Origin of the sequence: Streptomyces sp. NPDC101118 (assembly GCF_044759445.1) — a bacterium.
In the GTDB taxonomy this organism is placed as follows: Bacteria; Actinomycetota; Actinomycetes; order Streptomycetales; family Streptomycetaceae; genus Streptomyces.
Window position 1 is genome coordinate 358,843 of the sequence record NZ_JBIVZG010000001.1, and the last position, 13,575, is coordinate 372,417.

At 72.5% G+C, this 13,575-nt stretch carries 12 protein-coding genes; 7 read left to right on the forward strand and 5 right to left on the reverse strand.

What is annotated here, in order from left to right; translation table 11 throughout:
• Positions 1 to 2 precede the first annotated feature (2 nt).
• Complete coding sequence (locus ACIQUQ_RS01580; protein WP_403969901.1) at positions 3 to 947, reverse strand: GDP-L-fucose synthase family protein; 945 nt, start codon at positions 945 to 947, stop codon at positions 3 to 5.
• A gap of 86 nt (positions 948 to 1,033) precedes the next feature.
• Here ACIQUQ_RS01580 and gmd point away from each other — a divergent pair, with 86 nt between their 5' ends.
• The 3 genes from gmd (at position 1,034) to ACIQUQ_RS01595 (ending at position 5,824) form a co-directional block, all read left to right on the forward strand.
• Entirely contained in the window at positions 1,034 to 2,047 is a 1,014-nt protein-coding gene (gene gmd, locus ACIQUQ_RS01585; protein WP_403969904.1) for a GDP-mannose 4,6-dehydratase, read from the forward strand.
• Positions 2,048 to 2,280: 233 nt separating this feature from the next.
• The gene (locus ACIQUQ_RS01590; protein WP_403969907.1) at positions 2,281 to 5,067 is read left to right on the forward strand and encodes a DNRLRE domain-containing protein; all 2,787 of its coding nucleotides are present in this window, start codon (positions 2,281 to 2,283) and stop codon (positions 5,065 to 5,067) included.
• A 79-nt stretch (positions 5,068 to 5,146) separates the two neighbouring features.
• Complete coding sequence (locus tag ACIQUQ_RS01595) at positions 5,147 to 5,824, forward strand: hypothetical protein (protein ID WP_403969910.1); 678 nt, start codon at positions 5,147 to 5,149, stop codon at positions 5,822 to 5,824.
• Positions 5,825 to 5,896: 72 nt separating this feature from the next.
• Here the strand turns inward: ACIQUQ_RS01595 and ACIQUQ_RS01600 are convergent, their stop codons facing one another.
• Both ACIQUQ_RS01600 and ACIQUQ_RS01605 read right to left on the reverse strand, forming a co-directional pair.
• Positions 5,897 to 7,015 (reverse strand): glycosyltransferase, encoded by a 1,119-nt coding sequence (locus ACIQUQ_RS01600; RefSeq protein ID WP_403969913.1) that lies wholly within the window; start codon positions 7,013 to 7,015, stop codon positions 5,897 to 5,899.
• Between the two features lie 10 nt (positions 7,016 to 7,025).
• Entirely contained in the window at positions 7,026 to 7,565 is a 540-nt protein-coding gene (locus tag ACIQUQ_RS01605; RefSeq protein WP_403969916.1) for a WcaF family extracellular polysaccharide biosynthesis acetyltransferase, read from the reverse strand.
• Positions 7,566 to 7,760: 195 nt separating this feature from the next.
• Between ACIQUQ_RS01605 and ACIQUQ_RS01610 the strand changes: the two genes are divergently transcribed.
• On the forward strand, positions 7,761 to 9,233 hold the full coding sequence (locus ACIQUQ_RS01610) for a hypothetical protein (RefSeq protein ID WP_403969918.1): 1,473 nt from the start codon (positions 7,761 to 7,763) through the stop codon (positions 9,231 to 9,233).
• An 85-nt stretch (positions 9,234 to 9,318) separates the two neighbouring features.
• Here the strand turns inward: ACIQUQ_RS01610 and ACIQUQ_RS01615 are convergent, their stop codons facing one another.
• On the reverse strand, positions 9,319 to 9,681 hold the full coding sequence (locus ACIQUQ_RS01615) for a DUF4180 domain-containing protein (RefSeq protein ID WP_403969921.1): 363 nt from the start codon (positions 9,679 to 9,681) through the stop codon (positions 9,319 to 9,321).
• A gap of 39 nt (positions 9,682 to 9,720) precedes the next feature.
• On the reverse strand, positions 9,721 to 10,596 hold the full coding sequence (locus ACIQUQ_RS01620; protein WP_403969924.1) for a DMT family transporter: 876 nt from the start codon (positions 10,594 to 10,596) through the stop codon (positions 9,721 to 9,723).
• A gap of 131 nt (positions 10,597 to 10,727) precedes the next feature.
• On the opposite strand from ACIQUQ_RS01620, the gene ACIQUQ_RS01625 reads away from it, so the two are divergent.
• The 3 genes from ACIQUQ_RS01625 (at position 10,728) to ACIQUQ_RS01635 (ending at position 13,371) form a co-directional block, all read left to right on the forward strand.
• On the forward strand, positions 10,728 to 11,855 hold the full coding sequence (locus ACIQUQ_RS01625; RefSeq protein ID WP_403969927.1) for an AI-2E family transporter: 1,128 nt from the start codon (positions 10,728 to 10,730) through the stop codon (positions 11,853 to 11,855).
• A gap of 86 nt (positions 11,856 to 11,941) precedes the next feature.
• Positions 11,942 to 12,415, forward strand: coding sequence for a carboxymuconolactone decarboxylase family protein (locus ACIQUQ_RS01630; protein ID WP_403969930.1), 474 nt, complete (start codon positions 11,942 to 11,944; stop codon positions 12,413 to 12,415).
• 32 nt (positions 12,416 to 12,447) lie between these two features.
• Positions 12,448 to 13,371 (forward strand): RNA polymerase sigma-70 factor, encoded by a 924-nt coding sequence (locus ACIQUQ_RS01635; protein WP_403969933.1) that lies wholly within the window; start codon positions 12,448 to 12,450, stop codon positions 13,369 to 13,371.
• Positions 13,372 to 13,575: the final 204 nt, after the last annotated feature.

The window sequence follows — 13,575 nt, forward strand, 5'->3', positions numbered from 1 at the left end:
GTTCAGCTCTGCTCGCGCCACCACCGGTAGGTGGACGCGATGCCGTCCCGCAGCGGGATCCCGGGCTTCCAGCCGAGGGAGGTCAGCCGGGACACGTCCAGCAGCTTGCGCGGCGTGCCGTCGGGCTTGCTCGTGTCCCAGGCGAGCCGGCCGCGGAAGCCGGTCACGTCGGCCACGGTCTCGGCGAGTTCCCGGATGGTCAGGTCCTCGCCGCAGCCGATGTTGACGGGCTCGTCGCCGTCGTACGAGGCCAGCAGCACCGCGCACGCGGCCGCCAGGTCGTCCACGTGCAGGAACTCGCGGCGCGGCGTGCCCGATCCCCACAGCGTGACCTCCTCGCGCCCCTCGGCCGCCGCCTCGTGGAAGCGGCGGATCAGGGCGGGCAGCACGTGCGAGGTCTCCAGGTCGAAGTTGTCGCCCGGGCCGTAGAGGTTCGTCGGCATGGCCGAGATGTACGAGGCGCCGTACTGCTTCCGGTACGACTGGACCTGGACGATGCCGGCGATCTTGGCCAGCGCGTACGCCTCGTTGGTCGGCTCCAGCGGGCCGGTCAGCAGGGCGTCCTCGCTGATCGGCTGCGGCGCCAGCTTCGGGTAGATGCACGAGGAGCCGAGGAACAGCAGGCGGCCGACGCCGGCGGCGTGCGCCCCGGCGATGACGCTCAGCTGGATCTTCAGGTTGTCCTCGAGGAACTGCACCGGGTAGGTGCTGTTCGCCATGATGCCGCCCACCTTGGCGGCGGCGAGAACCACAGCGTCGGGCCGGACGTCCTTGAGGAAGGCCTCCGTGGCCGCCGCGTCGCGGAGGTCCAGCTCGGCGCGGCCACGGGTGATCACCTCGTGGCCGTCGGCGGTGAGCCGCCGGGCCACGGCGGAGCCCACGAGGCCGCGGTGACCCGCGACGAAGACGCGGGCGTGCGTGGGCAGGTACGGCATCGATGCAGTCATGCGTCGGATGATGTCAAACCCGCTTCACCCGCAGGGGACCAACCCCGTATTTCAGTACGAACAACAACGATCCTGGGGGAACCCGCATGAGCAAGACCGCACTGATCACCGGCGTGACGGGACAGGACGGCTCGTACCTGGCCGAGCTCCTGCTCTCGAAGGGCTACACGGTGCACGGGCTCGTGCGGCGGTCGTCCAGCTTCAACACCGAGCGGATCGACCACGTCTACCAGGACCCGCAGACGGCCAACCGCTCCTTCGTGCTGCACCACGCGGACCTGTCCGACGGCGTGGCCCTGGTGAACCTGCTGCGCGAGATACAGCCCGACGAGGTCTACAACCTGGGCGCCCAGTCCCACGTCCGCGTCTCCTTCGACGCCCCGCTGTACACCGGCGACGTCACGGGCCTCGGCGCGCTGCGGCTGCTGGAGGCGATCCGGGCGAGCGGCGTGAACACCCGCATCTACCAGGCGTCCTCGTCCGAGATGTTCGGCTCCACCCCGCCGCCGCAGAACGAGTCCACCCCGTTCCACCCGCGCAGCCCCTACGGCGCCGCGAAGGTCTTCGCGTACTGGGCCACCGTGAACTACCGCGAGGCGTACGACATGTACGCCGTCAACGGCATCCTCTTCAACCACGAGTCCCCGCGCCGCGGCGAGACCTTCGTGACCCGCAAGATCACCCGCGCCGTGGCGCGGATCAAGACGGGCCTCCAGGACAAGCTGTACCTGGGCAACCTCGACGCGGTCCGCGACTGGGGCTACGCCCCGGAGTACGTCGACGCGATGTGGCGGATGCTCCAGCAGGACGAGCCCACCGACTACGTGGTGGCCACCGGAGTCGCGGCCACGGTCCGCCAGTTCGTGGAAGCCTCGTTCGCGCACGCGGGCCTCGACTGGAACGAGCACGTGCGGTACGACCCCAAGTACGAGCGCCCCAGCGAGGTCGACGCCCTGATCGGCGACTCCAGCAAGGCCCAGGAGCTGCTCGGCTGGAAGGCGACGGTCCTGGTGGACGAGCTGGCGCGGATCATGGTGGACGCCGACATCCGCCAGGTCGAGGACCAGTTGGCCGGGGCAACCGTCCGGATCGACCGCTGAGGTCCTAGAGTTTGCATGTTCCGGTCACGCCCACCCGGTCGTGGCCGGAACCTGCCGTTCGAATGTCCGTAGTGCCGTATGTCCGCAGTGCACCGATTCGCTCGAGCCCATTGGTATGCAATGGGTCAAGTGGGGTGACCGGGCCCTCACTTGAGCCCTAATCTGCGCCAGTACATATGGCTGTTCGGATAATTTCAGCCATTCATCACCGGGCGAATTGCCCTGGGGGGCTCATGCGTAGATCAAGAGGGCTGACCGCCGCCCTCGTCCTGTCTCTCGCCGGCGCAGGTGCCGGCATCGGGCTGATGGTGATGCCTCAGGCGTCCGCCATCACCACGCCCGTGGCCTTCACGGCCGACGAGCTGCCGACCTGGCAGACCAACGGCATCGTGTTCGCCATGGCGCAGGCCAACGGCACCGTGTTCGCGGGCGGCACCTTCTCCGCCGTCACCCCGCCCGAGGGCGGCAGCGGCACCGAGAAGGAGGCCGTCAACTTCGTGGCGCTCGACGCCGCGACCGGCGCGCCGACCGACTGCGAACTGTCCTTCACCGTCGGTGAGGGCTCCGCGACGGTCCGCGCGCTCGCCGTCTCCAAGGACGGCAAGACGCTGTACGCGGGCGGCTACTTCGGTGCCGTCAACAACGTCCCGGTCAGCAGCGTCGCGGCCATCGACATCGAGAGCTGCACCCCCAAGGCTGCGTTCCACCCGGCCTTCCCGGCCACCGTCCGCGCGCTCGCCGTCACGGACGACACCCTCTACGCGGCCGGCGACTTCGGCACCGTCGAGGGCGCGACCCGACAGCGCTTCGCCGCCGTCGACGCCTCCACCGGCGCCCTGAAGCCGTTCACGGCCAACGCCGACGAGCCCGGCCGCGCCATCGCCGTCACGCCCGACGGCGCGAACGTGATCATCGGCGGCGACTTCTTCTCCGTCAACGGCGCCAACAGCCACGCGCTGGCCGTGGTCAACGCGACCACCGGTGCCGTCACGAAGAGCTACGCGAGCGGCTACATCCCCACCAACTCGGTGGTCAAGCACATCGCCACCGACGACGAGGGCGGCTTCTACACCGGCAACGAGGGCTCCGGCGGTGGCGTCTTCGACGGCCGCATCGGCCTGCGCCTGAGCGACTTCTCCGAGAAGTGGCGCGACCGCTGCCTCGGCGCCACCCAGTTCGTGCTCCCGTACCAGGGCGTGCTGTACAGCTCCTCGCACGCGCACGACTGCTCCACCGAGCTGCAGTTCCCCGACGGCAAGCGGAACTTCCTGCTGGCCCAGCTGACCAACCACGAGGGCGCGGCCCCCGCGCCCGTCGACGGCTACGTCCGCAGCCCCCGCAAGCTCGGCTGGCACCCCAACGCCAACGACGGCATCGGCGAGGGCATCGGCCCGCGCGTCATGGCCATCGCGGAGAAGAACGACGTCAAGTACATGTGGGTCGGCGGTGAGTTCACGCTCATCAACGGCAAGCCGCAGATGGGCCTGACCCGCTTCGCCTCCACCGGCGACGTCGGCGCCCCGACCACCCCGGTCGCCAGCGCCTCCTCCGTCAAGCCCGGCGAGGCCCAGGTCCGCTGGCGCACCAGCTACGACCAGGACGACAGCAAGCTGACGTACCGGATCTACCGGAACGGCTCCGCCACCCCGGTCGCCACCGTCACCGCCGAGTCCCTGGAGTGGGAGCGCCCGCAGGCCTCCTGGACCGACAGCACCGTCAAGGCCGGCAACTCGTACACCTACCGGGTGACCGCCACCGACGCCGCGGGCAACACCAGCGCCCTGTCGACCGCCTCCACCGTGACCGTCCCGGCCTCGGTCCAGGCGTACCCGAACCAGGTCCGCCAGGACGGCGCCGAGCTGTACTGGCGCTACGACGACGCGGTCACCCCCTACGTGGCCGACTCGTCGAACGGCAACACCAGCGGTCTGCACATCAACGCCCCCGCCCTGCGCCAGGCCCCGGGCGCCATCTCCGGCACCAGCACGGCCATCGGCTTCAACGGCACGGACGAGCAGCTGCACAGCGACCGCCGCCAGACCGTGGGCTCCACCTACACCCTGGAGACCTGGTTCAAGACCGGCACCACGCGCGGCGGCAAGCTGATCGGGTTCGGCAACAACACCACCCGCAACAGCAGCAGCTACGACAAGCAGATCTACATGACGAACTCCGGTCGTCTGGTCTTCGGCGTCTACAACGGCTCCACCCGGACCATCACGACCGGCCTGTTCGACTCGTACAACGACAACAAGTGGCACCACGTGGTCGCCACCCAGGGCCCCGGCGGCATGGCCCTGTACGTCGACGGCCAGAACAAGGGCACTCTGAACGTCACCACGCACCAGGCCTACGCGGGCTACTGGCACGTCGGCGGCGACAACCTGGCCAGCTGGCCGAACCGCCCGACGAGCAACTTCTTCGCCGGCCAGCTCGACGAGACCGCGGTCTACCCGACCGTCCTCACCCAGGCCCAGGCCCAGAACCACTACAACCTGGCCAAGGCCCAGACCGAGACGGTCACCGAGGTCTCCGCGGCCGAGGACACCTACGTCAACCAGGGTGCGCCGAGCGCGAGCTACGGCACCACCACCTCCATGGCGGTCCGCGGCAGCGGCTCGCTGTACGAGACCTACCTGCGCTTCAACCTCCCGGCCGCCCCGGCCGGCCAGGTCCTGAAGGCCGCCTCCCTCCAGATCAAGACCACCACCCAGACGGGCGCCGGCACCGCCGACACCGTCTCCGTGGTCCCGGTCACCGGCACCTGGAGCGGCGCGAGCACCTCGTACAACACCAAGCCGGCGCTGGGCGCGACCGTGCTCGGCACCATCGGCGGCATCGCCGACGGCTCCGCCGTGCACAACGTCGACCTGGACAAGGCCGCCCTGTCGGCCGTCCTCGGCGGCGAGTACAGCGTGGCGCTGACCAGCAACGGCAGCGACCCGCTGTGGCTGTGGTCCTCCGAGTCCACCGCCAACGAGGGGACGCCGCAGCTGATCCTCACCTTCGGCCAGCCGTAACGGCCGAGTGAACGAAGGTGCGGGGTCCGGCCCACCAGGCCGGACCCCGCACCTGCACCGACACACCTGGAGCCACCTCATGCGTCACCTGAACCGACGCGTCGCGGCCGGGGCCCTGCTGGCCGCCGCCCTCACGCTCACCGCCTGCAGCTCGGGCGACAAGGCCGACGGCGGCACCGCCAACGCCAAGCCGCCGGCCAGCTCCTCTGCGCCGGAGCCGCCCACCGCCGAGCCCTCGACCGTGCCGCCCGCGGCCAAGCCCACCGGGCCGGTCGTCTCGGACGACTCTCTCAAGCCGGTCACCGGGTCCTTCACCCCGCAGGAGAAGAAGTACCTGAGCGGGCGGGTGCCCGAGAAGACCGATCCGGCGGCCGTCCTCCAGACGGGACAGGAGGCCTGCCAGCGGGTCGCCCGAACCGCCAAGCACGACAAGGACGCCGCCGTGGCCTCCATCGTCGCGGGTGAGATCCCCGCCGCCGAGGAGGCCATCCCGTACCTCTGCCCCGAGCAGAAGCCGGTCCTGGCCGCCGCCAAGCAGGGCTTCGGGGACGGCACCCACAAGCGGCCGGAGCCGGGCACGTACCGCGCCCCGGCCCCGACGGCGAGCTGCACCTGGCAGGCCAGGAGCAGCTCGGGCAAGAGCCTGGCCGCCGGCCCGGAGCTGGGCACCAAGCCCGGCGAGAAGATCACCGCGAAGATCCCCGCGGGCACCGCGGAGTTCGTCTCCACCGGCTGCTACGCCTGGATCCCCGCGTAGCCGTCGGCTCCCGCGCAGCAGAGAGGGCCCGTACCCACGTGTCGCCATGTGGGTACGGGCCCTCTCCGCTTCCTACTCGGCCACCCGCGCGTACGTGTCGAGCAGCGTGTCCAGCACCGCGTCCATCGAGAAGGACTCCGCGGCCAGCTTGCGGGCGGCGATGGACGCGTCCCGGTTCGCCTCCTCCTCCAGCAGCTCCAGCACCGCGGCGGCCACCCCCTCGGGGCCCGGCTCGACCGCGCGTCCGGCGCCGGCGCCGGCGATGTCGCGGGCCAGCCCGTTGGAGTGCGTGACCACGGCGGGCACGCCCACGGCGAGGGCCTCCAGCACCGACATCGGGAACGGCTCGTCCACCGACGGCAGGACGTACACGTGCGCCCGCCGCAGCTCCGAGAGCACCTGCGCGCTGGTCAGCGCCCCGGGAACGGAGACCGAGTCGTCCAGCCCCAGCGAGCCGACCGCCTCGGAGACGGCGGCCAGTTCGCCCTCGTCGGGACCGGCCACCACGAACTCCGCGTCCGGCACCCGCTCCCGCACCAGCGCCGCGGCCCGCACGAAGTCCACCGGCCGCTTGCGGGCCTGCAGCCGTGCCGAGTACAGGATCCGCGGCGGGCCGGCCAGCGGCGGCCGCTCGTCCTGCGCCGGTACGCCGTTGACCAGCCGTACCGTGTTCGCCAGCCCGGTGCCGCCGACCACCGCGTCCAGCGCCTCGCGCTCGTGCGGCGTCAGGTACAGCACCGCGCCCGCGCCGCGCAGCAGCCGGCGCACCGCCACCGCGTCCAGCACCTTGGCCAGCAGCTTCCCGCTCGGGTCCACCATGCCGTGGGTCTGCAGCACCAGCGGCTTGCCGGCGCGCAGCGCGGCCAGGGCCACGGGCAGCGTCACCAGGTCGCGGGCCAGGTGGACGTGGACCAGGTCCGCGTCCCGCACCAGCCGGCCGGCCCGGGCCAGCAGCGCGGGCGAGGTCATCCCGCTGAAGCCGAGCGGCAGCAGCCTGCGCGCCGGGTAGAGGCGTGCGGGCACCCCCTCGACCTCGGTGGGCCAGGGGTCGTCGAAGCCCTCGCCGAGCGCCACGAGGGCGGCCTCGTGCCCGCGGGCCCGCAGGCCCTTGGAGAGGTTCAGGGCCACCCGTACGGGGCCGCCGAAGGCGTGGGTGGGGGAATGCAGCGTGACCGCGTGCAGGACTCTCACTGGTGGACCCTCACTTGGGCTCGTCGACGGCGCGACGGCGCCCGTCCATGGTCTGCAGCGTCAGCTCGGGCAGGTCCTGGTGGACCACGGACCCGGCGGCGGCCACCGCGTGGCGGCCGACGGTGACCCCGGCGAGCACGGTGGCGCGGGCCGCGACCCACGCGCCGTCCTCGACGGTGATGGGGGCGTTGCGGTAGCGGAAGTCGGCGGCCCGGTGGTCGTGGCTGCCGGTGCACAGCAGCGCCTCCTGGGACACGCACACGTTGGCCCCGATGGTGACCGGCTCCAGGTTCAGCAGCCAGGCGCCCTCGCCGATCCAGGTGTGGTCGCCGATGCGGAGCTTCCAGGGCCACAGGACGCGGACGCGGTGCCGGATGAGCACGCCCGTACCGATCTCGGCGCCGAAGGCGCGCAGCAGGGCCACCCGCACGCGGGCCGGCGTGAACCAGGCCATGAAGACCGTGTTCATCACGGCGAACCAGAGCGCCTGGGTCAGCTTGCCCCGGCCCTTGTCGTAACCGGCCAACGTGAAGGCCGGGAGATCACGCATCGATTCACCCCCACCGGCACCCCCCTGGCACCGGGCGTTCACATTATCGGTTCAACGGACCGCCCATCGCCGGTCCGCGCAGCGCTGACTAGACTTCGGGCCGAATTGCACGACAGGGGTGGGGGCGCGGTGGCGGCGACAGACATACAGGGACCCACGCCGGGCGCGCCCGCGGGGTCGGGGCCCCGGCCGCCCGTGCCGCCGCGCGGACGCGACGAGCGCGACGAGGCGCAGTGGGGCAAGGTCACCACCCCCCGCACGCTGCTCTCCCGCGCCCTGTCGGTGCCGCTGGCGCTCGGGTTCACCGTCTTCCTGCCGCTGTTCATCGCCTCCCAGTCCGGGGCCGGTGTGCGCGACGCGGCCTTCTGGCTCCAGCTCGCCCTCACCATGTACGCCGGCGCCCGCCTCTCGGGCATGATCCTGACCAGCCGCCGCAAGCTGCTCCAGGGTTCCTTCTGGCTCTTCGTCTACATGGCGCTGGGCGTGGCGCCCCTCGCCCAGGCGGTGCTGGGCCAGGTCCCGACGCCCGTGGTCGGCCCCCGGTCCGACCTCACCCAGGCCATCGCGCTCATCCTGCTCGGCTGCATCGCCTTCGACGTCGGCGCGCTGCTGGCCCGCAGCCGGCCCAACCGCCGCACGGACAAGGAGCAGCGGCCGGTGATGGTGCACCGGCGCCGGCTCCAGCTGCTGACGGTCATCGCCTTCGTCTGCTCCGCGCTGTTCATCGTCAAGCTCGGCGGCCCCGCCGTCTTCTTCAGCAGCCGGCAGGAGATCATCGCCGGGATCGAGGAGGCGGGCGTCTCCGCCGACGACAGCCAGGCGGGCCAGGCCTTCCTGCGCGGCTTCGGCACGGTGCCGGCCCTGCTGGCCCTGCTGATGTACACCCGCTGGCTGGTCACGTCGACGCGGGCCCGCCGGATGCCCTCGGTCATCGCCACCACGGCCGCGCTGGTCGTGCTCAACACCATCGTCAACAACCCGGTCTCGAACCCGCGCTACTGGTTCATGACCGTGATGTTCTCGCTGCTCTTCACCGTCTTCCCGGTGAGCGCGGCGATGTACCGGGTGGCGCTCAGCATGGGCGTGATCGCGGCCCTGCTGATCTTCCCCTTCGCCGACCGGTTCCGGTACGACGAGAAGAACTACAAGCCGGTCGAGACGACCTCGTTCCTGGAGCCCATGGCGCTCAAGGACTACGACCAGGTCGGCATGTTCGCCAACACCATCACCTTCGCCGACTCCGGCCCCGGCTACTTCTACGGGCGCCAGCTGGCCGGCTCGGTGTTCTTCATCGTGCCGCGCTCGGTCTGGCCCGGGAAACCGCGCGACACGGGCGTGATGGTCGGCCAGTGGATGGGCACCGTCAACACCAACCTCTCCTCCCCGGTGTGGGCGGAGCTGTGGCTGGACTTCGGACCCGTGGGCATGGGCGCGGGACTGCTGGGCCTGGGGTACGCGTCCGCCCGGGTCGACCGCAGGTACGCGCGCCGCGCCACCCGGCGCTCGCCCCCGGGCAGCCTGATCTCGGTCGTCGTCCCGCTGGTGGCGGGCTACTCGTTCATCCTGCTGCGCGGCCCGCTCCTGCAGGCCTCGGGCCGGGTGGCGATCGCCGGGCTGTGCCTGGCCATCGTCATGACCCACCGTCAGGACAAGCGCACCCTGCGCTGACGGCCGACGACGGTGTTGCGACGCCCGACGCCCGACGCCCGACGCCCGACGGCGACGGACCGGGCCCGGTCGCGCCCCTCCGCGGTCAGCCGGCGAGCCGGGCGCGGAGGGCGTCCAGGTCCGGCAGGAACCAGGTCTGGCTGCCGCGGTTGCACTCGCGGACGAAGTCCCGCAGCGCCCCGCTCGCCTCCGTGTGCCGCGAGACGTCGCCCAGCACCACCATCCCCATGCGGTAGTTGACCAGCTTCTGGACGATGTCCCCGGCCACCCGCGTGCGCAGCCGGAAGAACGCGTCGTCGAACCGCCCGGCCGGCACGACCACCCACTGCGCGCCCTGGTACCAGGCCTCGCCGATGAGGTCGAGCGCCTCGGCCTCGCCGCGTACGGGCGCACCCTCGGCGGAGCAGAGCAGGACCGGGACGTCGTGGATCACCTCAAGCGTGTTCATGACGGGCCAGCCTAGGCAGCCGGGTCCCGCCGGGCGGCCCTATTCGGCCACCGCTCCGGCCGCCTCCTCCTCCGGTGACCGGCGGGAGAGGGCCAGGACGCCCGTCACGATCAGCGCCAGCCCCGCGAGCTCCGGGACCAGCCACCAGCCCGCCCGTACGTGCTCCTCGTACAGCAGCACCCCCAGCAGCAGGCTCAGGCTCGCGTCCCCCAGGGTGAGGGCGGGCTGCGAGGCGATCAGCGGGCCGCCCTGCATGGCGTGCTCCAGGAGCAGCAGCGCGACGATCCCGGAGAGGGCGAAGGCGTACGTCTGCCAGGCCGTCAGGAAGCCGCCGGGACCCCGCTCGTCCAGCACGTGCACGGCCGACTTCATCAGCGCCGCCGTCACCGCGTAGCAGACCGCGGTGGCCGCGCCCAGGCAGCCGGCCCGGGCCCGGCCCGGCGGGCGCCGCAGCCCCGCCACCGCCAGCGCGCACACCGCCACCGCGCACCCGGCCAGGGCCGGCACCCACCGGTCCAGGGGCACGTGCGTACGGTTGCCGTCCGGCGACGCCGCCACCATCGCCACCGCCAGCCCGGCCACCACGGCCGCCACCGCGAGCCACAGCGCGCCGGGCAGCGGCTGCCGGGCGAACAGCGAGGCGATCAGCAGGGCCAGCGGCAGCTCCAGCACGAACAGGGGCTGTACGAGCGACAGCGGACCGGTCGCCAGGGCCAGCGCCTGGCCCGCCCCGGCCGCGATCACGGCCGCGATGCCGCCCAGCCAGAGCGGCCGTTTCAGCAGGTCCAGGACCAGGCCCGGCCGGAAGCCCTCGCTCTGCGGCACGGTGAGGGCCGCCCGCCGCTGGAGCACGGTGGCGGCCGCGTTGCTGAAGGCGGCGAACACGGCGAAGACGACCGGGAGGACGAGGGACACGGGGCCAGCCTCGGGCCCGCCGGGCTCCGGGGGCGGACGGCCCGGCGCGGGTCGCCCGTACGGCCCCCCGGTCGGGGGAACCTCGGGCCCGGGGCGTGGCGGATCCGGCCGCCGGTGGTACGTCCAAGGGCATGCAGCCCCGGGTGTCACCGCTCCTGCGCACGGCCGCGGCGTACGCGTGGCGCCTGATCGTCGTCGCCGCCGCCGTGTACGCGGTCTTCGCCGTCCTCGGCCGCTTCCACGAGATCGGCGTGGCCCTGTTCCTGGGCCTGGTGGTCACCGCGCTGCTGCGGCCGGTCGCCGACCTGGTGGCCCGGGGCCTGCCGCGCGGGCTCGCGGTGGGCCTGACGATGCTCGGCAGCATCGCGCTGGTCCTGGGGCTCCTGGCCTTCGTGGGGGAGGCCGTGGCGGGGGAGCGCACCACGCTGGTGCGGGAGTTCCGCGACGGGCTCGACAGCATCCAGGAGTGGCTGTCCCGGCCGCCGTTCCACGTGGACCCGCAGGCGCTGGGCAACCTCCAGGCCAAGGTCGGCGAGTACCTGTCGAGCCACCGGTCGACCCTGGTGTCCACCGCGCTCAGCGGCGCCGGCCAGCTGGTGCACGTCCTGACGGTGCTGGCCCTCGCGCTGTTCTCCGCGGTGTTCTTCACGTACTCCGGCGACCGGATGTGGGCCTGGTACCGCGGGCAGCTGCCGGAGGGGGTGCGCGGGCGCTGGGGAGTGGCGGGGGAGGCCGCCTGGCGCACGTTCACCGGCTACACCCACGGCATCGTGCTGGTGGCGGCCGTCAACGCGGCCCTGGTCGGCATCGCCCTGTACTTCCTGGGGGTGCCGCTCGCGGTGCCGCTGGCGCTGCTGGAGTTCTTCGCCGCCTTCGTGCCGCTGATCGGCTCGCCGGTGGCGCTGGCGGTGGCAGCGGTGGTCGCGCTGGCGTCGAAGGGGCCGCTGGTGGCCGGGATCGTGGTCGCGCTGATCGTGGTCATCGGCCAGATCGAGGGCCATCTGCTGCACCCCCTGGTCATGAGCTGGGCGGTCCGGCTGCACCCGCTGGTGGTCGCGATCTCGGTCGTCGCCGGCACCATCGCCGCCGGCATCGTGGGCGCGGTGGTGGCGGTCCCGCTGGTCTCGGTCGTCTGGGCGGTCCACACGGCCCTCCGCGCTGCGAGGGAACGGGAGTCCCCCGAGGACCCGGAGCAGGGCGGGGACCCGCCCGGGCCCCCGGAGCCGGAGCCCGCCCCGGCCCAGCCCGGAGGGGTGTGACGCGGGTCACCTCGGGACCCTGTCACGGACAGCGGGGCTGTCCCGTCCCGTGGGTGTAGCCCCACACCACACCGGAGGAGCACCCCATGGACGCGCGACTGGACTTCGTCACCGGCCCGAACGCCCCCAAGGCCTTCAAGCACCTGATGGCCGCGGGCCGGGAGCTCAGGGCGTCGGCGCTGCCGGCCGCGACGCAGGAGCTGGTGGCCCTGCGCGTCAGCCAGATCAACGGCTGCGCCGTCTGCATCGACATGCACACCAAGGACGCGGCGGCCGCGGGCGAGACCGCGGTACGGCTGAACCTGGTGGCGGCCTGGCGGGAGGCCAAGGTCTTCACCGAGGCCGAGCGCGCGGCGCTGGAACTGGCCGAGGAGGGCACCCGCGTCGGCGACGGCGCCGGCGGCGTCAGCGACGGGGTCTGGGAGCGGGCCGCCCGGCACTACGACGAGGAGCAGCTCACCGCCCTGGTGGTGCTGGTTTCGTTCATGAACATGGTGAACAGGCTGAACGTGATCACCCAGCAGCCGGCCGGCGACTACGTGCCGGGCCAGTTCCACTGAACGGCGGCGGGGACACGAGGGGGAGGCACGACATGGGCAAGACCGAGGAGTTCGAGGAGCTGCGGCCGCTGCTGTTCTCGATCGCGTACCGGATCCTGGGCAGCGTCGCGGAGGCCGAGGACGCCGTACAGGAGGCCTGGCTGCGGTACGACCGGTCGACGACGCGGCCCGCCTCGGTCAAGTCCTACCTGTGCACCACGGTCACGCGCCTGTCGATCGACGTACTGCGCTCCGCGCGGGTCCGGCGGGAGGAGTACGTCGGCCCGTGGTTCCCCGAGCCGCTGCTCGCCGACCCGTACGAGGACCCGGCGCGGTCCGCGGAACTGGCCGACTCGCTGTCGATGGCCGCGCTGCTGCTGCTGGAGCGGCTCACCCCGCTGGAGCGGTCGGTGTTCGTGCTGCGGGACGTGTTCGCCTTCGGTTTCGACGAGATCGCCGGGGCGGTGGGGCGCTCGGAGCCGGCCTGTCGGCAGCTGCTGTCCCGGGCGCGCAGGCACATGCGCGAGGGCCGGCCCCGCTTCGAGGCGGACCGCGGGGAGCGGGACGCACTGGCGGCCCGGTTCTTCGACGCCCTCCGCGAGGGCGACGTCGCGGGGCTCCAGGACCTGCTGGCCGCCGACGTGGCGATGACCGGGGACGGCGGGGGCAAGACGCCGCAGCTGGCCAGGTCGATCGTGGGCGCGGACAACGTGGCCCGGCTGCTCGCGGCCGTGTTCCCCCGGCTGGCGGGGATCGACGTCACGCTGGAGCCGCGGGAGGTCAACGGCCAGCCGGGAGCCATTTTCCGTGACCGGGAGGGGCGGGTGGTCCAGGCGATGGCGCTGGACGTCTTGGGAGGGCGGGTGCAGGCGATTCGTCTCGTCCTCAACCCCGACAAGCTCGCGCATGTCGGGCCGGTCGCGGACGCGTGGGCGCTGCAGCGCGAGCTGCGCCGCCTGCGTCGCGGTACGCCGTAGCGGCGCCGCCGGGCCCCGTATCCCTGCGGGGCAAGTCCCCTACCCGCCCTTCCTCCGTTCCCTGGGGGCTCCGCCCCAGACCCCCGCGCCTCAAACGCCGGCGAGGCTGTACCCAGCCCCTCCGGCGTTTGAGGAAGCGGGGTCCGGGGCGGAGCCCCGGTGAGCGGGAGAGGGGTGGGTAGGGGAACCGGCCCCGCAGGGCGG